General features: G+C 73.7%; 21 protein-coding genes. 10 read left to right on the top strand and 11 right to left on the bottom strand.

The genetic code is table 11. The annotated features are described in order from the left end of the window. Positions 1-169 precede the first annotated feature (169 nt). The gene (locus SRB5_RS02950; protein ID WP_228389694.1) at positions 170-1546 is read right to left on the bottom strand and encodes an alpha/beta hydrolase domain-containing protein; all 1377 of its coding nucleotides are present in this window, start codon (positions 1544-1546) and stop codon (positions 170-172) included. A 153-nt stretch (positions 1547-1699) separates the two neighbouring features. On the opposite strand from SRB5_RS02950, the gene SRB5_RS02945 reads away from it, so the two are divergent. Both SRB5_RS02945 and SRB5_RS02940 read left to right on the top strand, forming a co-directional pair. Continuing rightward, positions 1700-2278: a QsdR family transcriptional regulator gene (locus SRB5_RS02945; protein WP_153449742.1), complete on the top strand. Its 579-nt coding sequence runs from the start codon at positions 1700-1702 to the stop codon at positions 2276-2278. Between the two features lie 43 nt (positions 2279-2321). After that, positions 2322-3044: a class I SAM-dependent methyltransferase gene (locus tag SRB5_RS02940; RefSeq protein ID WP_153449741.1), complete on the top strand. Its 723-nt coding sequence runs from the start codon at positions 2322-2324 to the stop codon at positions 3042-3044. A gap of 4 nt (positions 3045-3048) precedes the next feature. Here SRB5_RS02940 and SRB5_RS02935 read toward each other — a convergent pair whose 3' ends face one another. Continuing rightward, the gene (locus tag SRB5_RS02935; RefSeq protein ID WP_153449740.1) at positions 3049-3411 is read right to left on the bottom strand and encodes a DUF6223 family protein; all 363 of its coding nucleotides are present in this window, start codon (positions 3409-3411) and stop codon (positions 3049-3051) included. Positions 3412-3623: 212 nt separating this feature from the next. On the opposite strand from SRB5_RS02935, the gene SRB5_RS02930 reads away from it, so the two are divergent. The 3 genes from SRB5_RS02930 to SRB5_RS02920 all read left to right on the top strand — a co-directional run bounded on the left by SRB5_RS02930 (position 3624) and on the right by SRB5_RS02920 (position 6746). Then, positions 3624-4739, top strand: a complete 1116-nt coding sequence (locus tag SRB5_RS02930; protein WP_153449739.1) for a sensor histidine kinase — start codon at positions 3624-3626, stop codon at positions 4737-4739. Then, the gene (locus SRB5_RS02925) at positions 4736-5398 is read left to right on the top strand and encodes a response regulator transcription factor (RefSeq protein WP_323376910.1); all 663 of its coding nucleotides are present in this window, start codon (positions 4736-4738) and stop codon (positions 5396-5398) included. The genes SRB5_RS02930 and SRB5_RS02925 overlap by 4 nt, the downstream gene beginning before the upstream one ends. Positions 5399-5495: 97 nt before the next feature. After that, complete coding sequence (locus SRB5_RS02920; RefSeq protein WP_153449932.1) at positions 5496-6746, top strand: alginate lyase family protein; 1251 nt, start codon at positions 5496-5498, stop codon at positions 6744-6746. Between the two features lie 22 nt (positions 6747-6768). On the opposite strand, the gene SRB5_RS02915 is transcribed toward SRB5_RS02920, so the two are convergent. Further along, positions 6769-8007, bottom strand: coding sequence for an MFS transporter (locus tag SRB5_RS02915; RefSeq protein ID WP_228389692.1), 1239 nt, complete (start codon positions 8005-8007; stop codon positions 6769-6771). A 175-nt stretch (positions 8008-8182) separates the two neighbouring features. On the opposite strand from SRB5_RS02915, the gene SRB5_RS02910 reads away from it, so the two are divergent. Then, positions 8183-10666: a helix-turn-helix domain-containing protein gene (locus SRB5_RS02910; protein ID WP_153449738.1), complete on the top strand. Its 2484-nt coding sequence runs from the start codon at positions 8183-8185 to the stop codon at positions 10664-10666. Positions 10667-10831: 165 nt separating this feature from the next. Then, complete coding sequence (locus tag SRB5_RS02905) at positions 10832-11164, top strand: hypothetical protein (RefSeq protein ID WP_228389691.1); 333 nt, start codon at positions 10832-10834, stop codon at positions 11162-11164. Positions 11165-11210: 46 nt separating this feature from the next. Here the strand turns inward: SRB5_RS02905 and SRB5_RS02900 are convergent, their stop codons facing one another. From SRB5_RS02900 to SRB5_RS02885, 4 genes are read right to left on the bottom strand one after another with little or no spacing between them, the layout of a single operon-like run. Then, positions 11211-12296, bottom strand: coding sequence for an amidohydrolase family protein (locus SRB5_RS02900; RefSeq protein WP_153449737.1), 1086 nt, complete (start codon positions 12294-12296; stop codon positions 11211-11213). After that, positions 12296-13615 (bottom strand): type I glutamate--ammonia ligase, encoded by a 1320-nt coding sequence (locus SRB5_RS02895; protein ID WP_153449736.1) that lies wholly within the window; start codon positions 13613-13615, stop codon positions 12296-12298. Before SRB5_RS02895 ends, SRB5_RS02900 begins: the two co-directional genes overlap by 1 nt. Then, positions 13612-15156, bottom strand: coding sequence for an ATP-dependent DNA ligase (locus tag SRB5_RS02890; RefSeq protein ID WP_153449735.1), 1545 nt, complete (start codon positions 15154-15156; stop codon positions 13612-13614). Before SRB5_RS02890 ends, SRB5_RS02895 begins: the two co-directional genes overlap by 4 nt. A 58-nt stretch (positions 15157-15214) precedes the next feature. Next, positions 15215-15811 carry a lytic polysaccharide monooxygenase auxiliary activity family 9 protein gene (locus SRB5_RS02885; RefSeq protein ID WP_153449734.1) on the bottom strand — a complete coding sequence of 199 codons (597 nt, stop codon included), beginning with the start codon at positions 15809-15811 and terminating at the stop codon, positions 15215-15217. Between the two features lie 459 nt (positions 15812-16270). On the opposite strand from SRB5_RS02885, the gene serS reads away from it, so the two are divergent. After that, positions 16271-17536: a serine--tRNA ligase gene (gene serS / locus SRB5_RS02880; protein ID WP_323376908.1), complete on the top strand. Its 1266-nt coding sequence runs from the start codon at positions 16271-16273 to the stop codon at positions 17534-17536. Here the strand turns inward: serS and SRB5_RS02875 are convergent. Together SRB5_RS02875 and SRB5_RS02870 are read right to left on the bottom strand one after the other, a co-directional pair. After that, positions 17498-18121, bottom strand: a complete 624-nt coding sequence (locus SRB5_RS02875; protein WP_323376906.1) for a TetR/AcrR family transcriptional regulator — start codon at positions 18119-18121, stop codon at positions 17498-17500. The two genes, serS and SRB5_RS02875, sit on opposite strands and share 39 nt — an antisense overlap. 20 nt (positions 18122-18141) lie before the next feature. Then, positions 18142-19698 (bottom strand): alpha/beta fold hydrolase, encoded by a 1557-nt coding sequence (locus SRB5_RS02870; RefSeq protein WP_153449733.1) that lies wholly within the window; start codon positions 19696-19698, stop codon positions 18142-18144. 121 nt (positions 19699-19819) lie between these two features. Here SRB5_RS02870 and SRB5_RS02865 point away from each other — a divergent pair, with 121 nt between their 5' ends. Further along, complete coding sequence (locus SRB5_RS02865) at positions 19820-21349, top strand: cytochrome P450 (protein ID WP_153449732.1); 1530 nt, start codon at positions 19820-19822, stop codon at positions 21347-21349. On the opposite strand, the gene SRB5_RS02860 is transcribed toward SRB5_RS02865, so the two are convergent. Then, on the bottom strand, positions 21336-22163 hold the full coding sequence (locus tag SRB5_RS02860) for a M15 family metallopeptidase (RefSeq protein WP_153449731.1): 828 nt from the start codon (positions 22161-22163) through the stop codon (positions 21336-21338). The two genes, SRB5_RS02865 and SRB5_RS02860, sit on opposite strands and share 14 nt — an antisense overlap. A 123-nt stretch (positions 22164-22286) precedes the next feature. Here SRB5_RS02860 and polX point away from each other — a divergent pair, with 123 nt between their 5' ends. Further along, a complete protein-coding gene (gene polX / locus SRB5_RS02855) occupies positions 22287-24020 on the top strand; it encodes a DNA polymerase/3'-5' exonuclease PolX (protein WP_153449730.1) in 1734 nt (577 codons plus the stop codon). Between the two features lie 13 nt (positions 24021-24033). Here polX and SRB5_RS02850 read toward each other — a convergent pair whose 3' ends face one another. Then, the gene (locus SRB5_RS02850) at positions 24034-24375 is read right to left on the bottom strand and encodes a DUF3140 domain-containing protein (RefSeq protein WP_323376902.1); all 342 of its coding nucleotides are present in this window, start codon (positions 24373-24375) and stop codon (positions 24034-24036) included. Positions 24376-24550: the final 175 nt, after the last annotated feature.

Here is a 24550-nt window from a genome sequence, read left to right as displayed (position 1 = left end):
CGGTACGGGTGGGTGATCCGTCATACGGCTGGGATGCGCGTCACTCTAGGACGGGATCACTGGGCTGCCCAGACGGCGTGGTCGGCATTTTCCCCGGGGTTCGGGCAGGTCGATCGGGCGTACGAAAGGGGGCGGCGCCCGGCGGGGGCCGCCCCCTCGTCGCGGACGTTCAGCGTCCGACGCCGGACCCCACGGCCTCCCGCAGGTTCTCCCGGGCGTCGGCGGCGGCGAGGTAGCCGGCCCGGACGTTGGCCGCGTCGGTACGGGCCACCGCGCCGATGTAGCCGCCCGGGTTCGGGTACAGCGCGTCCAGCACGGACCCGTCGAACGGGACGTGGGTGCCGAACAGGGTGCAGAAGGACTGGCCCGTGTTCCGCCCGGTGTTGAGCGCGGTCGGCACGGCCACCTGCGACAGCTGGATGCCGCCTTGGGCCAGCCCGAGTTCGTTGCGGACCGGTTCGGTGCCGGCGAACTCCAGATACGGCGCGTGCGGCGGGGTGCGCCCCTGCACCCAGGCGTCGAGGAGGTCGTACGCCCGGGTCGTCACCTGGCTCATCGGCACCCGGCTGAACGGCGGGGCCGTGCACTCGTACTGCGGCGCGGCGCCCAGATCACGCTCCGAGACCGGCGCCCGGTACACCTGCCCCTCCCACCCGGAGTGCGCCGCGCCGGCCACCTCCCAGCGGCGGTAGAGGTCGGTGTCCGCCCGCCGGCCCACGGGCGTGCGTACATCGGTCTCCGACAGCACGTGGAACACCGGCTCCGCGCCCTCGCGGGCGGGCGCCTGGCCGACGACGAACGCGTAGCCGTCGAAGGGCGGTTCGGCGGCGGACGGCAGGATCCGGTCGTAGTACACCGTCATCCGCCCCGCCGACTGGGAGGCGCCCAGCGCCAGCACCCGCTCCGCGTCCAGCCGGCCCAGCGGTCGCGCGCCCTGTGGATCGCGGACGGCAAGCGCCGCCTGGGCGAAGATGTCGTACGACAACTCGTCACCGGTGTACGCCCGTTCGCCGGTGACGTCCAGCTCCCCGTAACGCGCCGGGCTCCACCCCGCGAGCTGGTCCACACCCACGCGCTGCGCCGACACCCCGACCCAGACATGCCCCCGACGGATCACGTGGTCGGGATTCCACAGGGCGTCGAGGTCGTAGCCGGCGGTGACGTTCTGCCACTCCATCAGCACCGTGCCGCTGAAGTCGCGCTCCGCCACGGGGCGGCGGACCACGATCCGGGTCCGGTACGGCACGTCGTCGGCGACCTGCTCGCCGGTGGCGGAGAAGCCGTCCGCCCGGCCCGACAGGTAGAACTCCTGCTCGACGTAGCCCTTTGCCGCGAGGTCGACGGGCGTCGAGAAGAACGGGTAGGTGTCGGCGACGTCCCCGGCCTGAGGGTCGCCCGGCACGGTGCCGGGGATCGGCCCCTCGACGGTGGCGCGCCCCTCGTCGCGGGGCGAACCGGCGGCCGTTCGGTAGGGGGTGAGGAGGACGGCGAACGACAGGGCGGCGGCGAGCAGGACCGTACGTCCTGTCCGAAGACGCGCGGGCATGGGGCTCCTCTCGGGGCGGTGAGGTGCGGTCTTCCGCAGCGAACTGCGGCCGCCGCGGGGGCGGAAGGGCGCGCGGGGGAACGTGAGATGCCGTCTCAGCTTCCGGCGCCTGCCCTGTCGCCGTGCGCGGCCGGCGGGTGCATCCTGGATCACATGCCCTCAGCCCGCCGGGTCATCGATCACGACACGGCGCTGACGGCCGCCCGGCGCAGGTTCGTCGCCACCGGCGGGCTGCCGATGGACGAGGTCTGCCGCGATCTGAACGTCAGCCGGGCCACTCTGTACCGCGTCGTCGGCAGCCGCGATCTGCTGCTGGGTGACGTGCTGTGGCAACTGGCCCGGCGCACCCTCGACATGGCCGTGCACGAGACCCGGGGCGCCGGGGCGAGCGGGGTGGAGCTGCTGCTGGGGACGGCGGACCGCTTCGAGCGGGCGGTCGCCCGGTTCGCCCCGGTGCAGCGGCTGCTCCGGGAGGAGCCCGTGGACGCCCTGCGGGTGCTGTTCACCGGCTCCGGCCGGGTGCACGAGCGGATGGTCGACGCCTGGGCGGGGCTGCTGCGCGAGGCCCGGCGCAGCGGTGAGCTGGCCGAGCTGCCGTTCGGGGTGGACGAGTCGGCGTACGCGCTGGTCCGGGTGGGGGAGTCGATGCTGTACGGGGACCTGCTGGCGGGGGTCGTCCCGGACGGTGAGCTCGCCGAGCGGCTGCGGCGGACGATTCTGTGCGCGGGGTAAACCCGTTGGCCGGGGTGGGGTGGCGGGGGTTACGGTCACGGCCATGTCCGACGCGCAGTTCAGTGACCCCCGGCTCGCCGCCCTCTACGACCCGCTCGACACCGACCGCTCCGACCTCGACGCGTATCTGCGGATCGCGGAGGAGGAAGGCGCGCTGCGGGTGCTGGACATCGGCTGCGGCACCGGGGTGTTCGCGCTCCTGCTCGCCGACCGGGGCGTCGAGGTGACCGGACTCGATCCGGCGCGAGGCTCCGTCGACGTGGCCCGCGCGAAGCCCGGCGCGGACCGGGTGCGCTGGATCGACGGTGACATCACGGCCCTGCCGCCGCTCACGGCGGACCTCGCGACGATGACCGCCAACGTCGCGCAGGCGATCGCCGGCCCCGCGGACTGGTCGGCCACCCTTGCCGGCGCCCATGCGGCGCTGCGCCCCGGCGGACTCCTCGTGTTCGAGACCCGTGACCCCGCCCGCCGGGCCTGGGAGGAGTGGAACCGTCCGGCGACCCATCAGGTGACGGACGTCCCCGGGGTCGGTGTGGTGGAGTGCTGGACCGATCTGCTGGACGTCACCCTCCCGCTGGTGACGTTCCGCGGCACCTTCGTGTTCGCCGACGGCGAGACGCTGACCTCGGACTCGACGCTGCGCTTCCGGGAGCGGGACGAGGTCGAGGCGGATCTGGCGGCCCACGGCTACGTGCTGCGCGAGATCCGCGACGCGCCGGACCGGCCCGGCCGGGAGTTCGTGTTCCTGGCCGGGCGGCCCTGAGCCGTCACCGGGCGCGCCGCGTACGGGCCAGCGCCCTCCAGCCGAGGGCGGCACCGCCGAGGCCCACCAGCACGGCCACCACGGACCCGACGATCCCGCTGCCGGAGCCCGGACCCCCGTCGGCGGTCGCGGCGAGCACCGCGCCGGCCGCGGCGCCGGCCAGCCCGAGGCCCAGCGCCGTACGGGCGCGGGTCGGGGAGGCGCCGTCCCGGGCGCGCAGCGCCAGTACGCCGATGGCCACGGCGGCCACCCCGAGCAGGGCGGCGGCGACGGAGCCGACGCGGCCGGCCGTCAGGTCGTAGGCCTCGGCGGCGGCCGAGACCACCGGGGAGTGCACGGCCTCGGCGGACAGTGAGCGGACGGACATGGGAGGACTCCTTTTTCTTCTTGCCTCGGGTTCGCTTCGATCGGACGGGTTTCAGCGTGCCCGCCGCACCCCCGTCCGCGCGTCCGCCCGGGGAGGACACTTCGCGCTACCGCGCACGCCGCAGGAGCGGCCCGGCTACCACGCCCGCGGTAGCCGGGCACTCGCTCCCGCGGAGGACTCGCCGCCTTCCCGCGGCCCGTTAGGGTGCCCGCATGGACTTGGGGCGGATCCGCGCGACCGACTGGGGGATCGCCGCCGGAATGGCGGTGATCCTGCTGGTCACGGCGCTGTCCGCGGACCATGCGGGCTCCCGGCTCGACCCGCTCGGCTACGCGCTCGCGGCCGCCGGCGGCCTGGCGCTGGCCGTACGCCGCCTCGCCCCCGTACCGGTCCTGGCCGTCACCGGGCTGTCCGCGGTGGGCTACCAGGCCACCGGCTTCGACCTGCCGGCCGTCGCGTACCTCTTCGCCGTCTACGCGGCCGTCCGCGCCGGCCACCGCGCCCTCACCGTCGTGGCCAGCGTGGCGATGTTGCTGACCCTGCCCCTCGCGGCGCTGGCCGCCGGCGCGGACGGCGCCGGCGAGGCGTTCGCGCAGAGCCGCGGCGCCCTGCAGTTCGCCTGGCTGATCGCCGCCGGCGCGGCCGGCGAGGCGCTGCGCCAGGCCGAGCGGCGGGCCGACGAGGCCGAACGCACCCGGGAGGAGACCGCCCGCCACCGCGCCGACGAGGAGCGGCTGCACATCGCGCGGGAGCTGCACGACGCGCTCACCCACCAGATCTCGATCATCAAGGTGCAGGCGGAGGTCGCCGTCCACGTGGCCCGCAAACGCGGCGAGGAGGTCCCGGCGGCGCTGCTGGCGATCCAGGAGGCCGGCCGGGAGGCGAACCGCGAGCTGCGCGCCACGCTGGAGGCGCTGCGCGACGACACCACCAGCCCGCCCCGGGGACTCGACGACGTCGCGGAGCTGGTGGCGCGGGCCCGGACCATCGGCCTGGACGCCACCTTGACCATCGAGGGGCAGCGCCACGACGTACCGGCCGCCGTCGACCGGACGGTGTACCGCATCGTCCAGGAGTCCCTCACCAACATCGCCCGGCACGCGGGCGCCGCCACCGCCTCCGTACGCATCGACTGCCGCCCCGACGCCCTCGCCGTCCGCGTCGACGACGACGGCCGCGCGGCCCCCGGCACCGCCCCGGTGCCCGGCGTCGGCCTCCTCGGCATGCGCGAACGGGTCACCGCCCTGGGCGGCCGGCTCCTCGCCGAACCGCGCCACGAGGGCGGCTTCACCGTCCAGGCCGAACTCCCCGTGGACCGGTCCGCGTGATCCGGGTCCTGCTGGTCGACGACCAGCCCCTCCTGCGCAGCGGATTCCGCGCGCTCCTCGACCTCGAGGACGACATCGAGGTCGTCGCCGAGGCCGCCGACGGACGCGAGGGCCTGGAGCTGGTCCGTACGCATCTGCCCGACATCGCGCTGATGGACATCCGGATGCCCGTCGTCGACGGCATCGAGGCCACCCGCCGCATCGCCGCCGACCCCGCCCTGTCCCGGGTGCACATCGTCATCCTCACCAACTACGGCATGGACGAGTACGTCCTGGACGCGCTGCGCGCCGGCGCCGCCGGGTTCCTGGTCAAGGACATCGTGCCGGAGGACTTCCTGCACGCCGTACGGGTCGCAGCCCGCGGCGACGCCCTGCTCGCCCCGTCTATCACCCGCAAGCTCATCAATCGCTACGTCACCCAGACGCCCGCCACCGCCGGCACCGACGCGCTGGGCGAGCTCACCGGCCGCGAACGCGAGGCCGTCGGACTGGTCGCCCGCGGACTGTCGAACGACGAGATCGCCGGCCGGATGGTGATCAGCCCCATGACGGCCAAGACCCACGTCAACCGCGCCATGACCAAACTGAGGGCCCGTGACCGCGCCCAACTCGTCGTCCTGGCCTACGAGTCCGGCCTCGTCACCCCGGGCGCCGGCTGACCCGCCGCCGGCCGCCGCTCACCCGCTCGGCCCAGGCCGCACTGCGGACACGGTCGCGCGGGCCGAGCCTTGAGGCTGGAGGTGGGCCATGGCGGACATGGGGCGCAGCAGGAGTATCGGGCGGCACGGCAAGGACGGCCGGGGCAAGCGGGTCCGCTGGCTGGTCGTCGCGCTGGCGGCCGCCGCCACGGTGACCGGCTCCCTCGCCGCGACGCTGCACGGCGGCGGCACGCCCGCCCGCGCCCGGGCACAGGCGGGCAGGCCCTTCCACCACCCCGGCGTGCTCGACACCCGGGCGCAGCTCGACGCCGTACGCCGCCATCTGGCCGCCGGCGACGAGCCGTGGACCGAGGCGTACGCCGCGATGCGCGCGAGCAAGTACGCCTCCATGGGCTACACCGCGAAACCCGTCGCGGACGTCAAGTGCCCCTTCGACGGCAAGCCCGGCCGCGGCTGCACGGAGGAGCGCGAGGACGCCATCGCCGCCTACACCCAGGCGCTGATGTGGTACTTCACCCGCGACGAGGCGCACGCCGAGAAGGCCGTGCAGATCATGGACGCCTGGTCCGGCACCATCGAGCGGCACTCCGACGACAACGCCGGACTGCAGACCGCCTGGTCGGGCTCCAGCTGGGCGCGCGCCGCGGAACTCGTCCGGTACACCTACCAGGGCTGGAGCCGGCCGCAGGTGCGCCGCTTCCGGACGATGCTGCGTACGGCCTACCTTCCCGAGGTGGAGCACGCCTGGCCCGACCGCAACGGCAACTGGGACCTGGCCATGACGGACGCCGCCATCGGCATCGCCGTCTTCCTCGACGACCGGCCCGCGTTCGACCGGGCGGTCAAGCGCTTCCGCGGCCGTGTCCCCGCGTACTTCTATCTCGCCTCCGACGGACCCGTCCCGCAGGCCCCGCCCGGCGGCACCCTCAAGACCCCCGCCCAGCTGCGGACGTACTGGTTCGACCAGAACCGCTACGTCGACGGCCTGGGCCAGGAGACCTGCCGCAACTTCATGCACGTCGGGTACGCGCTGGCCGCCACCGCCCATATCGCCGAGACCGCCTGGCACCAGGGCGTGGACCTGTGGTCGGAGAACAGCGACCGGGTCCGCGCGGCGCTGGACTTCCACGCCGGCTACCAGCTCGGCGACAAGGCCCCTCCGTGGCTGTGCGGCGGCAGGATCGAAACCAACATGGGCCCGGACGTCGAGGTCGCGGTGAACCATCTGCGCAACCGGATGGGCCTGAAGGTGCCCGAGGCCGAACGCCTCGCCGTCCACCAGCGCCCCGCCGGCACCGACGACCTGTTCGTGGCCTGGGAGACCCTGACGCACGCGGACAACCCGTGACGTACCGGCCCCGTCATGTGTCTCACCGCTGGTCGCGGGCCAGTACGCCCCACGCGGCCAGCGGCGCCAGCAGCGCCGTGAGGCCGCCGGAGACGACCAGGCTCGCGGTGGTGCCCGTCCACGAGACCAGGGGGCCGCCCGCCAGCAGGCCCAGCGGGGAGGCGAGCGTGGAGCCCGTCGTCCACAGCGTGACGACCGGCTGCTGCTCGTCGGGGGCGAGGCCCGACTGCACGAAGCTGTACGCGAGCGGCGTGAACGGCGCCCAGATCAGCCCGCCGACCGCGAACACCACCATCGCCGCGGGCTGCGTACCCACGCACGCCAGCGCGATCGGACACGCCGCCCACAGCGCGATCACCGTCACGAGCAGCGGCCGCTGCGGCAGATGACGCAGCCGGTCGACCAGCGCCGCCCCCACCAGCGCGCCCGCGCCCAGTGCCGTCCACAGCCACCCCAGCGCGGAGGCGTCGCCGTGCAGCGAGTCCCGTACGTACAGCGGCAGCGCCACCTCGACCGGCATGTACAGGAAGTTGAAGAAGAACACGACCACCAGCAGCCGCCCCGCCACCGGCCGCCGCCGCAGGATCCGCCACCCCGACGCCCGCTCCCCGCCCGCCGCCGCGGCGGCCACCGTGCGCGGCGTGCACCGCAGCACCGCCGCCAGCAGCACCAGCGCCCCGCACACGTCGGCGAACAGCGCCCACCCCGCGCCCGCCCACGCCGCGAGCAGCCCGCCGGCCACCGGCCCGAGGACGTACAGCGAGAGGCTGCCGCCCAGCCCCAGCAGCCCATTGACGGCGAACCGGTCCGCGTCGTCCACCAGCGTGGTCGCCAGCAGGCGCCGGCCGCTCGACCCCGCCAGCCGGAACGTACTCCCGAGCAGCAGCACCCCCACCAGCACGGGCAGCGTCAGCCGTCCGGTCACGGCGAGCACACCCAGCGCGGTGAACGACACCGCCCGCAGCACGCAGTCCGCGAGCAGCAGCCGGCGCGGCGGCACCGCGAGGCGCCCCAGACTCAGGGTCAGGGCCAGCACGGTGGAGAGCAGGAACGGCGCCGCCTCCACCAGACCGATCGCGAGCGCCGGATCCACCGCCCCGTGCACGGCCAGGGTCTGCACGGGCATCGCGACGATCAGCATGCCGGTGCCGGCGTTCGCCAGCAGATCACCCAGCAGCAGACAGGCCAGCCGCGGATTGCGCCGCAGGACGACACGGTACGAGCGGTTCGCGGCGGACTCGGTGACGGTGGTGGCGGTCAACGGTGCCTCCTTCGACGGGGATCACGGTACGTCGGACGACCCCAGCACAGCCGAACACGCTTGCCTTTACGAGACAGATGGGACACCGTGGGACAGCCGGAGCCGCTCTGAACTGGGGCGACTCGGCGTCCGCAGGGCGATTCGGGGCGGGACGACGGGGAAGCGGGGAAGCACGATGGCGGGGGAACAGCGCGCGAGGACGGCGCATCCGCAGGACGAACTGGCGGCCCGGCTGCGGCTGCTGCGGGAGGTGTCGGGCCTGGGCGTACGAGCCCTCGCACGGGACGCGGGCCTCAGCTCGTCGTCGCTGTCGCGCTATCTGAGCGGGCAGACCGTACCGCCCTGGCCGACGGTGATCGCCCTGTGCCGGCTCGTCAAACGCGACCCGCGCCCACTGCGCCCCCTGTGGGAACGGGCCGCGAACCCCCTGCCCGCGCCCCCGAAGACCAGCCGCCAGGTCCATCCCCCGGCGCCCCCGGCCGGCGCACCGCGCCCGCCGCGCAACGACCTCCCGCGCGACGTCCCGGACTTCACCGGCCGCGAGGCCCCCCTCGCCGCGCTGCTGGCCGCCGTGGACACGCACCGGGTGGTCGCCGTCGACGGCATGGCCGGGGTCGGCAAGACCTGTCTGGCGGTGCACGCCGCGCACCGGCTCGCCGCCGGCTACCCCGACGCCCAGCTCTACCTGGACCTCCACGGCTTCACCGACGGCCGCGAACCGCTCGGCCCCGACCCCGCGCTGCGGACCCTGCTCGCCGCGCTCGACGTCCCCTCCGAACGGATCCCGCAGGAGGGCGGCATCGAACCCCTGGCCGCCTGCTGGCGGTCCGAACTGGCCGCCCGGCGGGCCGTGATCGTCCTCGACAACGCCGCCGACGCCGACCAGGTCCGCCCGCTGCTGCCCGGCGCCGGCGACTCCGTCGCCGTGATCACCAGCCGCACCCGGCTGCTCGGCCTGGACGAGGTGCCCCCGCTCTCCCTCGACGTCCTCGGCACCGAGGAGAGCGCCGCGCTGCTGGCCGCCGCCAGCGGCGCCGACGGACGGCTGGACCGCGACCCGGAGGCCACGGCCGAGGTGCTGCGCCTGTGCGGGCGGCTGCCGCTGGCGCTGCGGCTGGCCGCCGCCCGGCTGCGGCACCGGCCGGGCTGGACGGTGGGCGTCCTCGTCGACCGGCTGGCGGAGGGCGCCGACGAGTTCGACACCGCGTTCGCCATGTCCGTCCGGCAGCTCGACCGCGCGGGCCGCCGGATGTTCCGGCTGCTGGGGCTGCTGCCCGGGTCGGCGTTCGACGACTACGTGGCGGCGGCGCTCGCGGACGTACCGCTGCGCACCGCCCGCACCATGCTCGAGGACCTGCTGGACGCGCACCTCGTCCAGCAGCCGGCGGCCGGCCGCTACCGGCTGCACGACCTCGTGCTCCAGCACGCCCGCCGGGCCGGCGAGGAGCAGGACACCCCGGCGGAACGGCAGCAGGCGCTGGGCCGGGTGCTCGACTACTACGTGCACGCGGCCGCCGCCGCGGACGCCGCGATGCCGGCGCTGACCCCCTGCCGCCCGCCCACCGCGGGGCGCCCGCCCGGCGAGCTGCCGCGGTTCGCCGACAAGCACGCCGCCCTCGGCTGGTACACCACCGAGTACGGCAACCTGATGGGCGCCTTCGAGGTCGCCGCGGCCGTCGGGGCGGACACGCACGTGACCGAACTGCCGCGCTTCATGCGGGCGTACTTCGCCCGCCGCTGCGGCACGACCCACCTCAACGCCCTCTTCGAACGGTCCCTGGCCGCCGCGGAACGCCTCGGTGACCCGCTGCGACTGGCCGAGGCGCACAGCGACCTGGGCTTCGCCCGCTACAACGCCGGCCGGATGGCGGAGGCCGGCGCCGCGTACGACACGGCCGCCCCCCTGGTGGCCGCCACCGGGGACACCCGCGCCGAGGCGGAGCTGACGATGCGCCGCGCGAGCCTGCGCTGGGACGAGGGCTACGTGGAGGAGCCCCTCGAGCTGTTCCGGCACGCGGGCAAGCTGTACGCCGACGCGGACTTCCCCCTGGGCACCGCCCACGCCACCGCGTACGAGGCCTGGGCGATGCTGCAGCTGGGCCACCGGGGCGAGGCGGCGCGGCTGGCGCGCGCGGCGCTGGACATCCCGCACGCCGACCCCGCCTGGCCGCACACGCTCACCGCCCGGATCACCCTGGGCGTCGCCCTCGCCGACGAGGAACCCGACGCGGCCGTGGCCGAGCTGACCTCGGCGCTGGAGCTGGCCCGCGAGGACGGCCACCGGCACAACGAGGCGTGGTGCCTGAACTGTCTGGGCGTCGCCCTGCGGCACATGGGCCGCCACGAGGAGGCCCTGGACAGCCACCGGCGGGCGTTCGCGCTGCTGGAGGAGCTGTTCGAGGAACACTGGAAGATCCATTTCCTCAACGGCTACGGCGAGACCTGCCGCCTCGCCGGCCTGCCCGAACAGGCCCTGGCACTGCACCGCGAGGCCCTGGAGCTGGCCCCCCGGATCGGCTACCGGTACGAGGAGGCGCTGGCCCACGAGGGCATCGCCGCCGTCCTGGAGGCCACGGACCCGGACACCGCCGACACCCACCGGGCGGCCGGGGAGGCCATCCTGCGGGATCTCACGGGTGGACCGCAGGAGCCGGTGTGACCTGCTCCGCCGCAGGTGGCGGACGGTGTACGGCATCCGCATGAAGCACGGCGTGTCGGCCGCGGACCACGGTTCCGGAATCGCACGGTCTGTCTAGCTTCGTCGAGTACGGGCCTGACCGGGCAGCGATCCGGTCGGGCCGCAGACTCGAGGGAAGGACCCCCCGTGCGCAAGATCCTGACGGCCATCGGCCTCACCGCGGCCACCGTCGCCCTGTCCGCCGCTCCGACGTTCGCGGCCGCCCCGCAGCAGATCGACCCCCCCGGCGGCGACGTCATGGGCGTCGGCAACAACCTGTGTGTCGCTCCCTGGATGTGGACCGGCCCGCTCACCGCGCTCTCGCCCTCCGGCGACTACGCGGCGTGCAACCAGACCGGGACCGCCGGCGGAGACACGATGGGCGTCCTGAACAACGTCTGTCTGCTCCCGTGGGACTGGACCGGCCCGCTCACCATCCTGTCGCCCTCCGGCGACTACGCGGCGTGCAACAGGACCTGATCCCGGCCGCACAGCCGTGAGAGCGGACGCCCGCCGCGTCTACCGGTCACGGAGACAGCCGGTAGACGCGGCGGGCGTTCCCCGCCGCCAGCAGGTACGCCACCCGGTCGGCGTCGGCCGCCGCCCAGTCGCCGTCGTCCGTCCACCGCCGCAGCAGCCGGCCGAGCGCGGTGCGGAACAGCTCCGCGCCCACGACGTACAGCTCCGCGAGCGCGTACGCGTCGGTGGAGAACAGCAGTTTCCCGAAGGGCGTCAGCTCCAGCATCTCCGCCAGCACGGCCTCGGCCCGCGCCCCGGTGTGGCTGAGCGCGAGCCCCACGTCGGCGTAGACGTGCGGGAAGACGTGGGCCAGATAACCGGCGCTCCGGTGGTACGGGTAGCCGTGCAACAGCACCAGCGGCGTGCCCGTGGGGTGCACCGCCCGGACGAAGTCCGTGAGCAGCAGGGGGTCGCAGCGGCGCAGCGCCAGATCCGGGTCGCCGAAGCCGGTGTGCAGCTGGAGCGGCAGTCCGGTGCGTACCGCCGACCACAGCAGATGCCGCAGCAGCACGGGGTCCGTGAGCCGTCCGGCGCCGGCGTCGAGCCAGCGCGCGGCGGCCCCGCGTACCTCGCCGGCGGCCGGGGGAGCCGGGTTGAAGTCGAGTCCGTGGCGGTAGGCGGCGATCGACTTGAAGCCCACCGCCGTACGGGACTTGGCCGCGATAGCCTCGCCCAGCGCCTGCGTGAAGCCCCGCGCGTCCGCCGCCGTGCGTGCCACCTCCTCCGCCAGCCGCTCCAGCCGTACGACCTCCCGCTCGGTCCCGCCGCCGTACGATCCGGGGCCGGTGCCGGGCAGCCCGGTGTCCACCAGGAACGTGCCGATCCCGGCGGCGGCCAGCAGCCGCCGCCCGCTCTCCGCCGGACCCAGGGCGCCGCGGCCGGCCAGATAGTCCCCGTACGGACAGTGCGGCTCGAGTCCGAGCACCGGCGGGCACCACCGGCGCAGGGCGAAGCCCAGCTGGGAGTCGGCGAAGTCCGCGCCGGGCGCCGGGGGTTCGGCGGACTCCGTCAGACACGACGCGAACTCCTCCGGCGTGGGGTCGGTGTCCATCACCCCGTGGCAGTGGTGGTCGACCAGCGGCGGAAGGTCCATCAGTACCGCCCGCGCGTGGCGGCGGCGACGTGCTCGGGCTCCGCGTCCCGGAACAGCTCGATCTCCGCCCGCCGCACCGCCGTGAACGCGTCGAACAGCGGCGCCCCCATCGCCTCCCGCAGCACCGTCGACCCGGTCAGCCGGGCGAGCGCCTCGTCCAGCGTGTCCGGCAGCCGCCGCTCGGTGTCCTCCCGCGCCGGATCACCCGCCACCGGCGCCGGCAACCGCAGTTCCTCGGCCACCCCCGCCATCCCGGCGGCGATCACACAGCCGACCGCGAGATACGGGTTGGCCGCCGGATCGAAGCACTTCACCTCCGCGTTGGCCGCCCCCGGATCCTCGTGCCACCCGGGGACGAACCGCAGCGCCGCCTCCCGGTTCTCCACCCCCCAGCACTGGTACACGCCCGCCCACCGCGACGGCCGCAGCCGCAGATAGCTCGCCGGCGACGGCGCACCCACCGCCAGCAGCGCGGGCAGCTCCCGCAGCACCCCGGCCAGGAACGCCTCCCCGACGGGCGTCATCCCGTCCGCCAGCAGATTGCGCCCGCCCTCCCACACGCTCAGATGCAGATGCCCGCCGTTGCCCACGGCGTCCGCCTCCACCGCCGGGCCGAACAGCGGGGTGAGCCCGTGCGCCAGGGTCACCGACCGGATCGTCTCCCGTACCAGCACCGCCAGATCGGCCGCCCGCACCGGGTCGGCCGGCGCCACCGACACCTCGAACTGCCCGGGGGAGTACTCCGGATGGAGCTGCAGCACCTCGACGCCCTGCGCCGCGAGGGCGTCCAGCACGTCACCCAGATACCCGGCGAGCTCCGCCAGCCGCGCCATCCCGTAGGCGGCGCCCGTGCACGGGTACTCGAGGCCGTCGCCCTTCGTCGGCCGTACGACCACCCACTCCGTCTCGAAGCCCATCCGCAGCGACAGCTCCCGCCCCGCCGCCAGCTCCGTCATCCGCCGCGCGAAACGGCGCTGGCAGCCCGCATACGGGACGCCCCGCTGGTCGTAGCGGTCCACCGGCGCCCACGCCCAGTCGGGCTGCCCGGCCAGCACCGTCAGCCGGTCCAGGTCGGGGAAGAGCCGCAGGTCACCGTCCGGTCCGCCGGTCAGCTCGCCGGCGGTGATGGAGTCGTCCACCACGAACACGTCGAACACCGGCGACATGCCGACCCCGCTGGTCGCGACCTGCGCCAGCCGGGCCACCGGGACCGTCTTGACGCGGGTGATGCCCGCGTTGTCCACCCAGGTCAGGGCGATGCCGCGGATGCCCTCGGCGGACAGTCGCGCCGCGTGCAGCCGGGCCTGTTCGATACTCAACGGTCCTCCTGGGATCGTCCCCGCAGCAGCCCCAGCACCGTCCGTACGGTGTCCGCCTCGGCCGCCGGCTTGTCCTCGCGATAACGCAACACCCGGGCGAACCTCAAGGTCACGCCCTCGGGATAGCGCGACGAACGCTGCACGCCGTCGAATGCGATCTCCACCACCAGCTCCGGCCGCACCCGCACCAGCCAACCGTCGTCGCTGACGGCCAGCTCCCGCAGCTTCTCCGTCTGCCAGGCGAGCAGCGCGTCGGTGAGACCCTTGAAGGTCTTGCCGAGCATCGCGTACGAGCCGTCCTGGCGCCGCGCGCCCAGATGCAGGTTCGACAGCTTCCCGGTGCGCCGCCCGTGACCCCATTCGGCGCCCAGGACCACCAGGTCGAGGGTGTGCACCGGTTTGACCTTCAGCCAGGAGGCGCCGCGCCTTCCGGCGACGTACGCCGAGTCGAGGGCCTTGCACACCACGCCCTCGTGTCCCCGGTCCAGCACCTCGTCGAGGAACGCGCGGGCGGCGGCGCGCTGGCGGTCGTCCGCGGGGTCGGTGACCGTGAGGCGGCGTACGCGGGCCTCCTGGGGGACGATCCGGGCCAGTTCCGTGTGCCGGTCGGTGACGGGGAGCCCGAGCAGGTCCCGGCCGTCGACGGCGAGGACGTCGAAGAACACGGGGGACAGGGGGACGTCGGGGCGGGCGGTGCGGGTGCCGACGCGGCTCGCGGTCTCCTGGAAGGGGCGGGGTGTGCCGTCCGGGCCGAGGGCCAGCACCTCGCCGTCGAGGACCAGTGCGGCGGCGGGGAGGGCGGCGGCGGTGCGGGTCACCTCGGGGAGGCGGGCGGTGATCTCGTCGAGGGTGCGGGTGTAGACCCGTACTGTGTCGCCGTCCTTGTGGACCTGGACGCGGATGCCGTCCAGCTTCTCCTCGACGGCGCACGGACCGAGCCGGTCGAGGGCCTCGTCGACGTCCTTCGCCGTCTGAGCCAGCATCGGCTGCACCGGATGCCCCACGGTGAGCCGGAACTCCGCCAGCGCCGCCGGGCCGTGCTCCAGCACCGCCCGCGCCACGGTCCCCAGGTCACCGGCCAGCATCACCGCCCGCCGCACCTCCGCGGGCGCCGCGCCCACCGCGCCGGCCAGCCCGTCCGCCGCGAACGCGTCCAGCGCGCCCTGGCGCAGCTCGCCGCCGAGCAGCCGCAGCAGGAACTCCTGCTCGCCGGCGGTCGCGGCGTCCATGAGCCCGTGCACGAGCCGTCTGCGCTCGGTCTGCGCGCCCTTGCCGGACACGGCGGCGATCTCGTCGAACGCCTCGTGCACCTCACGCACCGTCAGCCGCGGCTCGGCGGCGGGCGGGCGGCGCTCCTTCAGCGTCGCCCAGCCGACACCGATGCGCCGCTGGGGGAGCCGGCCCGCCAGATAAGTGACGACTATCGGGGCGTCGTCCGGCTCGGTGGCGCGAAACAGGTCGGCCAGCAGCGCGGTCTTGTCGGTGCGCGAGGAGGTCGCGGAGATCTCGAGGGAGGTGCGGGCCACGTCGGCGAGCAGCATGCCGTCAGTCTCGCTCAGCCGGTGCCCGCGCGGGCGCAACCCGCGCGGGCCCGTGTCCTCAGCCGAGCTGGACGTCCGAGCAGGCGTAGAACGCGTTGGCCGTGTCGTACACGTCCCAGACGGCGAGGATCAGATGCCGTCCGGACTTGCCCGCCGGGATGGTGCCCGGGTGGATGGTCGACCGGGTGGGCATCCGGCCGCCGTACTGGACGGTCAGGAACGGCGCGGGCTCCAGGGCGGCCCGGGTGAGCGGGGCGGTGGGGTCCCAGCCGTCACGGGTGATGTAGTAGTGGAACTTGCTCGTGGCGTGCGGGGTGTCGAGCCGCCAGACGAAGTCGTAGCTCTGGCCGGAGCGCAGACTCGTGGCGGGCCAGGCGCCGCCGCGCATGTTGTCCAGCTCCCCGAAGCGGCCGATGCCGCCGCTGCACAGATGCCCGTCGGCCGGGCCGCGGGTGGGGAATCCCTTCTGGCCCTCGACGGACCAGGGCTCCCACTGGATCTGGCCGCAGTTCCTGACGGTGTGCTGATAGCACAGCTGTTGCCGGCTGACGGGCGCGGTGGTCTGGCCGTGGCTGCTGGCGCTGCCGCCGGTGGCGAAGAGCGTGATGCAGCTGAGGCCCAGGGCGGTCAGTCCGGTGACGATCTTTCGGCGCATAGGCGCTCCCATGACGTGGGGGGTCGTCCCGCCGCGAGAGCGGGCGGGATCTGGTGCGCGTGCAGGTCTAGACCAAGTCCGACGGTAGACCCCGACGGCTTGCCATGTCCAGACCAATGAAAGACGCGCGGGAAAATGAGGCTGACGCCTTCCCGCCGGACGCCTAGACTCCGGGACAACGCGTTGACGGAGACAAGTAGCCCGGGATCCGTGAGCCGAGAGAGCTGCCGTTCGCTGTGAGGCAGCCTCACGACCCGGGGCGAATCCCCTCCCGAGTGCGGGGAGGAACGGCCGCCGCCCCGGCGGCCCGATGCCCTGCCGGCCGGCCCCCGTCACCGGGCCGAGACGAGACCGCCGCAGGGCGGTGAAGGCGTGGTGGCACCGCGAGCACCCTCTCGCCCACGCTCCCAGGGATCCACCCCGGAGCGCGTGTGCTCCGGACGCAGGAATGGACCCGCCGTGCTGGACATCAACGAGATCCGAACCGACACCGAACGCGTCCACCGCGCCCTGCGCAAACGGGGGCTGGACATCGACCTCACCGGCTTCCTCGAGCTGGACGACGCCTACCGCAGGGCCCGTACGACCACCGAGGGGCTGCGCGCCGAACGCAACCGCCTCGCCGGGGAGATCGCCGCCGCGAGCCGGGCCGGGGAGGGCGCCGAGGAGCTGCGCGCCGCCGCCAAGGCCCTCGCCGGACGGCTGGAGGAGGCAGAGGCCGCGTTCACCGGCCTCGCCGACCGCCACCACACCTTCCTGGCCGCGCTGCCCAACCTCCCCGACGAGGACGTCGTCGCCGGCGGCAAGGAGAACAACCGCGTCCTGCGCACCCACGGCACCCCGCCGGACTTCACGTTCCCCGCGAAGGCGCACGTGGAGCTGGCCGAGGACCTGGGCCTGATCGACTACCGGCGCGGCGCGAAGCTCGCCGGCAGCGGCCACTGGGTCTACCGGGGCGCGGGCGCCGACCTCGAATGGGCGCTGCTCAACCACTTCCTGGACGCCCACCGCCGGGCCGGCTTCGAGTTCGTGCTCCCGCCGCACCTCCTCACCCGCGAGGCCGGGTACGCGGCCGGCCAGTTCCCCAAGTTCGAGGAGGACGTCTTCCTGCTGGACGGCGGCGAGCGGTTCCTGCTGCCCACGGCGGAGACAGCGCTGGTGAACCTGCACCGCGGCGAGACGGTCGACGGCGCCGAACTGCCGCTGAAGTACGTGTCGTACACCCCCTGCTACCGCAAGGAGGCCGGCAGCCACCGGGCGGCGGACCGCGGGACGCTGCGCGGACACCAGTTCAACAAGGTCGAGCTGTTCGCGTTCGTCCGCCCCGAGGAATCGGCCGCCGTGCAGGAGGAGCTGCTCGCCCGGGCGGAGGAACTCGTCGCGGGCCTGGGTCTGCACCACCGGGTGACCAAGCTCGCCGGCGAGGACATCTCGGGCGCGATGGCCAGCACGTACGACGTCGAGGTGTGGCTGCCCGGCCTCGGCGCGTACGCGGAGGTCAGCTCGGTGTCGAACGCCCGCGCCTACCAGGCCCGCCGCGGCGGCATCCGCTACCGCCCGGAGCCCGGCGCGAAGGCGGAGTACCTGCACACCCTCAACGCCTCGGGCCTGGCCACCAGCCGCCTCGTCCCGGCCCTGCTGGAGCAGCACCAGCGCCCCGACGGCACGGTCACCGTCCCCGAGGTGCTACGCCGGTGGGGCCTGCCCGAAGTGCTGGGCGCCTAGCGGCCGCCCGTCCGCGTCCACCCCGACGGCCGCCAGCAGGGTGCGCGCGCACAGGTCGCGCAGCTCGGCGCGGGTGACCGTGGCGCGTTCCAGCCAGTCCAGACAGACGGAGATGACGAACATCAGCCAGCCGCGGGCCGCGACGCGCACCGTGTCGTCCGGTTCGCGCAGGGCGGTCACCGCGTCCACGATCCGCTGCTGCTGGACCGCCACGCTCTCCTCGAAGACGGCGCGGATGCCCTCGTCCACCGAGACGGCGGCCCGGTGCATCACCAGATAGCCGGTGCGGTGGGCCTCGACGTACTCCAGATACGCGTCGAGGCCCGCCACCAGCTGGTCCAGCACTCCCAGCGCCGGATCGGGCTCGGTGAGCGCCAGGATCCGCTCGCTCTCCGCCCGTACGACCGCCGCGAAGAAGTCCCGCTTGGTGGGGAAGTAGTGGTACAGCAGCCCCCGCGAGACCGCCGCGAGCTCCGCGACCTCCTCGATCCACACCTCGTCGTACGGCCGCTCGGCGAACAGCCCCGCGCCGACGGCGAGTAGCTGCTCGCGGCGCTGTTCGCTGGTCAGTCGGGTGCGGCGCACGGATGCACAGTAGCGGGAACTCACCTCTGCGGCGTCACCCGCAGCCGGATCGCGGCGCCTTCGCCCAGGATCGGGCGGGCGGTCGCCGGGACGCGGACCACGCCCTCCCAGCACTCCGGCGCCGGGTTCGCGTCGGGCAGCGGGGCGCCGTCCGGCACCCAGTCCCGCAGCGCGCCCCCGATCGCCGAGTTCCAGCTCGCCCACGCCCGCGGCTTGTCCGTCCCCGAACCGGGCGCGATGTCCACGACGAGGGTGTCGTCAAAGTCCGCCGTCTGCTCCAGATGGTCCCCGAAGCCCAGGATCCCGTCGTGTTCGCGCACCGACAGCAGCCGTACGCGCAGGGCGTGCCGCAGGGTCGCCAGCGGGGCCTCACCCGCGCGCGGGCGCGGGGCCGTACTGGACAGGAACGTCGTCAGCAGCCGCACCTCGCGCGGCCCGGTGTCCGTGGCCTGGCGCCGCGGCAGCGGGACCGGGCAGTGGTGGGCGGCCGTCTGCTCGTGCATCACGACCGGCAGCCCGCGCACCGCCAGCTGGGTCTCGAGCTGCCAGTACACGTCGTCGTCCGCCTCGCCGGCGAGCTCCAGCCCGGTCAGATCGACCGCCACCCGCAGATCGCCGAAGAGGAACCGCCGCAGGTTCTGGTAGCCCTCCTCCGAGTTGACCACGCCGTAGCGCCCGCTGTGGCTGCGGTGGATGTACGCGCGGTGCGCCCCCCGCACCGCGGCGTCCTCGATCTGCACCAGCCCGTCGCTGCGCACCCCCACCGCCTTCGCGGGCGGCCCGAGGCCCACCGTGTAGTCGGCGGCGTCGGTGCCGACCAGACACATGATCCGCTCCACCGGGAAACCGTCCGCCGGCATCCGCACCGCCCGCCAGCCGTCGGGGCGTGCGGGCAGCCGCGGGGCGCCGGGCAGGTCCGGGGTGAGGTACTGGTACATCCGGTCGGGGCCGAAGATCTCCGCGCCCGCGATGTCGAAGAAGTCACGGATCCGCTCGAGCATCCCGAAGCCCACCGCGAACTCGATCCCGCCGTGCGGCGTCGCATACGTGACCAGCCGGTCCACGAGATCCGCCGCCGCGTCCGGCCGCTGCCGGGCGTCCAGCTCCGGCGCCACACGCTGCATCATCGAGCGGCAGATCAGCCCGCCCATCGAGTGCGCGACCAGATGCACCCGCTCGGCCCCCGTCTTGGCCAGCACCAGCTCCACGAACCGGTACAGGTCCAGCGCCGCGTCCTCCAGCACGAACGCCTCGCCCCCGGTGCCGAACGTGGACGCCGAGGCGTCGTAGAACCGGTGCACCCACACGGTCGCGGTTGGCACCGACTTGTCGGGCTGCGCCAGCAGATAGCCGCGCTGGTTGCCCTGGACGATCACCTGATAGCCCTCGTCGGTCATCAGCCGCAGCATCGGTGACTCGAACTGGTGGAACACCGGCCGCCGCCCCGCGCCCACCCGGACGTGCACCGACCCCTCGTTGAACCCGCAGAACGGGTCGTCGACCGCCGAGTTGATCCCCGACGCGCCGCCGGCGAAGCCCCGGACGTAGACGACCGGCAGCTGACGTGTGACGCTCATGCTCTCCCCCTGTCCCCCCGCCCCCGCGGCTCCCGGCGGGTGGCGCGGTTCCATCATGCCCGCCGTCCGGGGACCGTACGGGACAACGCCCACTACTTGACGTCGGTTCAATAGGGGCGCGATGCTGGGGCCGGTAGAAGCACTGTCAGCAACGGCGAGTGGGAGAACGGCCGTGCAGACCCAGGCAATCCCGCATCCGCCGTACCGGCTGCCGCTGCTCGGGGACATTCTCGGCGCCCGGCCCTCGCGGCCGGTGCAGACCTCGATCGCCCTCTCGCGGCGCCTCGGGCCGATCTTCGTACGGAAGTTCCTGTACCGCGAGATCCTGCTCGTGGCCGGCGCCGAACTCGCCGCGGACCTCTCCGACGAGACCCGCTTCGCCAAGCACGTCGGCCTGGGCGTGGACAATCTGCGCCGGCTGGCCGGGGACGGGCTGTTCACGGCGTACAACAGCGAACCCAACTGGCAGCTCGCGCACGACATCCTGCTGCCGGCGTTCGCCCGCGGCGCGATGGAGAGCTACCACCCCGTCATGCTGGACGTGGCCCGCGAGCTGATCGCCGACTGGGACGCCAAAGCCGATGGGCCGCCGGTGGACGTGGCCGCCGACATGACCAAGCTGACGCTGGAGACCATCGGCCGGACGGGCTTCGGCTACAGCTTCCAGTCCTTCGAACGCGAGCGCCCCCATCCCTTCGTCGCCGCGATGGTCGCCGCCCTGCGCCACGCCCAGCTGCGCAGCTTCCGCTTCCCGGTGATCAGCAGGCTGCTCGGCGCCCGGCGCGCCGACCGGCGCAACGACGTGCAGCTGGCGTACATGAGCGACCTGGTCGACGAGGTGATCCGCACCCGGCGCGAGTCCGGCGCCGGCGGCGACGACCTGCTCGGGCGGATGCTGAACGAACCGCATCCCGAGACCGGCGAGAAGCTGAGCGACCTCAACATCCGCAACCAGGTGATCACGTTCCTGGTGGCCGGCCACGAGACGACGTCCGGGGCGCTGTCCTTCGCCCTGTACTACCTCTCCCGCAACCCCGGGGCACTGGAAAAGGCCCGCGCCGAGGTGGACGCCGCCTGGGGCCAGGAGAGCGACCCGAAGCCCGCGTACGGGGAGGTCGCCAAGCTCCGCTACGTGCGCCGGGTGCTGGACGAGTCGCTGCGGCTGTGGCCCACCGCCCCCGCGTACGCCCGGGTGGCGCGCGAGGACACCATGCTCGGCGGGCGCTATCCGATGTCCGCCGGGGACTGGGCGTTCGTGCTCATACCGGGCGTGCACCGCGATCCGGCGGTGTGGGGGCCGGACGCGGAGTCCTTCGACCCGGACCGGTTCGCGCCGGGGCGGGTACGGGAGCGGCCGGCGCACAGCTACAAGCCGTTCGGCACCGGGGAGCGGGCCTGCATCGGGCGGCAGTTCGCGATCCACGAGGCCACCCTCGTCCTGGCGCTGCTCCTGCACCGCTACGAGCTGATCCCCGACCCCGCGTACGAACTGCGCGTCACCGAACTGCTCACCGTCAAGCCCGAGGGCTTCACCCTGCGGCTGCGCCGGCGCACCGCCGCCGCCCCGCGGCCCGCCGCCGGGCCCCCCGCCCGGCCGGAGCGGGACGAGGAGCCGGCGTGCCCATACGCGGGAGGTGTCAGCGGCCGCTGAGCGAGCGGCGGTGGACGGGGAAGTCGAAGTACGTCTGCGGGAACAGCTCCGGCTGGTGGGTGAAGTGCCACCACTCGTACGCGTAGTTGACGAACCCGACCCGCTCCAGCGCGTCCTTCAGCAGCAGCCGGTTCGCCAGCTGCTCGCCCTGGATCCGGGGGTCCAGGGTGTGCGACAGGGTGTCGAAGCAGTCGTAGCCGGTGCCCATGTCGACCGAGTTGTCGGGGAAGCGGTCTTCCTTCGCGCCGAAGCAGGGCGCCAGCTCCTCGCCCGGCACGTACGGGCGGGTCGTCGCGGCGGGCAGCTTCACCAGCGTGAGGTCGACGGTGCTGCCGCGGCTGTGCCCGGACTTCTCGGCGATGTACCCGTCGTCGAACAGCACGCTCTTGTCGACATGCGGATAGAACTCCTCCTTCATCCGCTCGTCGTCCAGGTCCTTCGCCCAGGCCACGAAGTGGTCGACGGCGCGCTGCGGGCGGTAGCAGTCGTAGACCTTCAGCGAGTAGCCGTCCTTCCGCAGCTCCGTCTGGGCCCGGTGCAGGGCGTCGGCGGTGGAGCGGGTGACGACGCACAGAGGCTGGCGGTAGCCGTCGACCGGGTCGCCGATGAAGTTGTGGCGGGTGAGGTAGCGGATGTCGTGCAGGATCGTCGGGTCGACGTCGGAGAGCGCGACGAATTCCTGCGGGGCCTTGGGCTCGGGGTCGGCGACCGCGGCGGGCGCGACGGCGGTCCCGGCGGTCAGGGTGGCGGCCAGGAGCGCGAGGGCGCCCAGCAGTCGGGGGATTCCCGGGGTGACACGCGAGATTCTTGGCATGACTCACTCATGTATCAGGAGTCCCACCGGTTACGGAAGATCCGGAGTGGTGAGACGGCGCACGGATCGATTCCCGGTAGCTTTCGCCGTACCACCGGCCGCCGCACGAGAGCGAGCACCCCCATGGCCGCCACCGGCAACAAGGACATCGCGGCCGTGCTCCAGGAGTACGCCGACCTCCTCGCCATCACCGGCGGCGACGCCTTCAAGGCCCGCGCGTACGAACGCGCCGCCCGGGCGGTCGGCGGCCACCCCGCCGAGCTCGCCGGACTCGGAGCGAAGGCGCTCACGGACATCCCAGGCGTCGGGAAGTCGATCGCGGGGAAGGTAGCCGAATACCTGCGCACCGGCACCGTCACGGAGATCGACGAGCTCCGCGAACGGATCCCGGCCGGGGTCCGCGAGCTCACCCGCGTACCGGCGCTCGGCCCCAGGAAGGCGCTGCTCCTCCACGACGAGCTCGGGATCTCCTCCGTCGACGAACTCGCCGAGGCCATCGAGGGGCAGCGGCTGCGCGGCCTGAAGGGCTTCGGACCGAAGACCGAGGAGAAACTGCTCCACGGCATCGGCCTGCTGAAGGCCTCCGGCGAACGCGCCCCCCTCGACACGGCGACCGAACTCGCCGAGCGGATCACGGCCGCGCTCGCCGGGGTCGAGGGCTGCGAACGGTGCGCGTACGCCGGGTCCCTGCGCCGGATGCGCGAGACCGTCGGCGACATCGACGTCCTGGCCGCCGCGCAGGATTCCGGACCCCTGATGGAGGCCTTCGTCGCCCTGCCGGTGACCGCCGAGGTCATCGCGCGCGGCACGACGAAGACCAGCATCCGTACGACCGACGGCATCCAGGTCGATCTGCGGGTCGTCGCCCCCGACTCGTGGGGCGCGGCGATGCAGTACTTCACCGGCTCCAGGGAACACAACATCCGCACCCGCGAGATCGCCCGGCGCCGCGGACTCAAGCTCTCCGAGTACAGCCTCTCGCGCGTCAAGTCCGGCCGCCGGGTCGCCGCCGAACGCGAGGAGGACGTCTACGAACACCTCGGCCTGCCCTGGATCCCGCCCGTGCTGCGCGAGGACCGCGGCGAGATCGAGGCCGCCCGGGACGGCGAACTCCCCGAGCTCGTCACCGAGGGCGACCTGCGCGGCGATCTGCACACCCACACCGACCTCACCGACGGACTCGGCACCCTGGAGGAGATGGCGCGGGCGGCGGCGGACCGCGGCTTCACCTACTACGCCGTCACCGACCACGCCCCCGACCTGCGGATGCAGCGGATGACGAAGGCCAAGATCCTGGCCCAGCGCGAACAGGTCCGCGCCCTCGACGGCACGCTCGGCAAGCGGCGCGGCGGACTGCGCCTGCTGCACGGCACCGAGCTCAACATCGACCCGGACGGCGAGGTGGACTGGCCCGCCGATTTCCTGGCGGGCTTCGACCTGTGCGTGGCCTCCGTGCACTCCCACTTCGACCTGCCGCGGGCCGCGATGACCCGGCGGCTGGTGAAGGCCGCCGGGAACCCGCACGTGCACGTCATCGGCCACCCCACCGCGCGGATGCTCGGCAAACGCGGCGGCATCGACGCCGACTGGGACGAGGTCTTCGAGGCCTGCGCCCACTCCCGCACCGCCCTGGAGATCAACGCGCAGCCGCACCGGCTGGACCTGCCGGACGAGCTGATCCTGCGCGCCCGGCGGCACGGCGTGCTGTTCTCGATCGACAGCGACGCCCACTCCGTACCCGATCTGGCACAGCTGCGCTACGGCGTCGGCACCGCCCGGCGGGGCTGGGTGACGAAGGCCGAGGTCATCAACACCTGGACCCTGACCCGGCTGAGGGCGTTCCTGCGCCGGGGCTGAGACCGGCGCCCCGTCAGAGCTGTCTGACGGGGTCGTGGCCGAGGCACATCAGCCGGCTCCGCCACTGTTCGCGGCCGCCGGCCGGCACCTGCGCGCGCCGCTGCGCGGTCACCGTGTCGACCACGACGTACATCACGTCGACGTCCTCGGCGGTCAGCTCGGAGCGGCGCTTGCGCAGGATTCTCAGCACATGGCGGCCGGTGTGCCGGGACACCTCCTCCCCGTCCGTCTCGTGCGCGGCAGTCGACAGCAGCCAGGAGGCCAGCTCCCGCGCGGTCATGTTCACGGTCTGGTGGAACTCGTCCCACAGTGCGTCCAGTTCGAACCCCGGGATCCCGGCAGGGGGGTGAGCCACGGCAATTCCTCTCGTCGTGTCCGTGCGCGGTGGCGCAGCCGGTGGTGGTGCCCGATGTCGCTGAGAGCTGTCCGCGAACCCACTTCTTCGCGCGTAGAGCGTAAGTGTGCGGACAGCTCTCAGGTACCCCGATAGCCAGGGCGGCCACACGTTCCGCCGCGGGTCTGCTCGGGCC

Source organism: Streptomyces smaragdinus, assembly GCF_009604385.1.
In the GTDB taxonomy this organism is placed as follows: domain Bacteria; phylum Actinomycetota; class Actinomycetes; order Streptomycetales; family Streptomycetaceae; genus Streptomyces; species Streptomyces smaragdinus.
This window is presented reverse-complemented; position numbering and strand designations above follow the sequence as displayed.

Excerpts from the sequence above, each read along its gene's own strand:
- SRB5_RS02950 (WP_228389694.1), bottom strand. The coding sequence starts at position 1,546 with ATGCCCGCGCGTCTTCGGACAGGACGTACGGTCCTGCTCGCCGCCGCC.
- SRB5_RS02945 (WP_153449742.1), top strand. The coding sequence starts at position 1,700 with ATGCCCTCAGCCCGCCGGGTCATCGATCACGACACGGCGCTGACGGCC.
- SRB5_RS02940 (WP_153449741.1), top strand. The coding sequence starts at position 2,322 with ATGTCCGACGCGCAGTTCAGTGACCCCCGGCTCGCCGCCCTCTACGAC.
- SRB5_RS02935 (WP_153449740.1), bottom strand. The coding sequence starts at position 3,411 with ATGTCCGTCCGCTCACTGTCCGCCGAGGCCGTGCACTCCCCGGTGGTC.
- SRB5_RS02930 (WP_153449739.1), top strand. The coding sequence starts at position 3,624 with ATGGACTTGGGGCGGATCCGCGCGACCGACTGGGGGATCGCCGCCGGA.
- SRB5_RS02920 (WP_153449932.1), top strand. The coding sequence starts at position 5,496 with ATGGGGCGCAGCAGGAGTATCGGGCGGCACGGCAAGGACGGCCGGGGC.
- SRB5_RS02910 (WP_153449738.1), top strand. The coding sequence starts at position 8,183 with ATGGCGGGGGAACAGCGCGCGAGGACGGCGCATCCGCAGGACGAACTG.
- SRB5_RS02900 (WP_153449737.1), bottom strand. The coding sequence starts at position 12,296 with ATGGACCTTCCGCCGCTGGTCGACCACCACTGCCACGGGGTGATGGAC.
- SRB5_RS02890 (WP_153449735.1), bottom strand. The coding sequence starts at position 15,156 with ATGCTGCTCGCCGACGTGGCCCGCACCTCCCTCGAGATCTCCGCGACC.
- SRB5_RS02885 (WP_153449734.1), bottom strand. The coding sequence starts at position 15,811 with ATGCGCCGAAAGATCGTCACCGGACTGACCGCCCTGGGCCTCAGCTGC.
- SRB5_RS02870 (WP_153449733.1), bottom strand. The coding sequence starts at position 19,698 with ATGAGCGTCACACGTCAGCTGCCGGTCGTCTACGTCCGGGGCTTCGCC.
- SRB5_RS02865 (WP_153449732.1), top strand. The coding sequence starts at position 19,820 with ATGCTGGGGCCGGTAGAAGCACTGTCAGCAACGGCGAGTGGGAGAACG.
- SRB5_RS02860 (WP_153449731.1), bottom strand. The coding sequence starts at position 22,163 with ATGCCAAGAATCTCGCGTGTCACCCCGGGAATCCCCCGACTGCTGGGC.
- polX (WP_153449730.1), top strand. The coding sequence starts at position 22,287 with ATGGCCGCCACCGGCAACAAGGACATCGCGGCCGTGCTCCAGGAGTAC.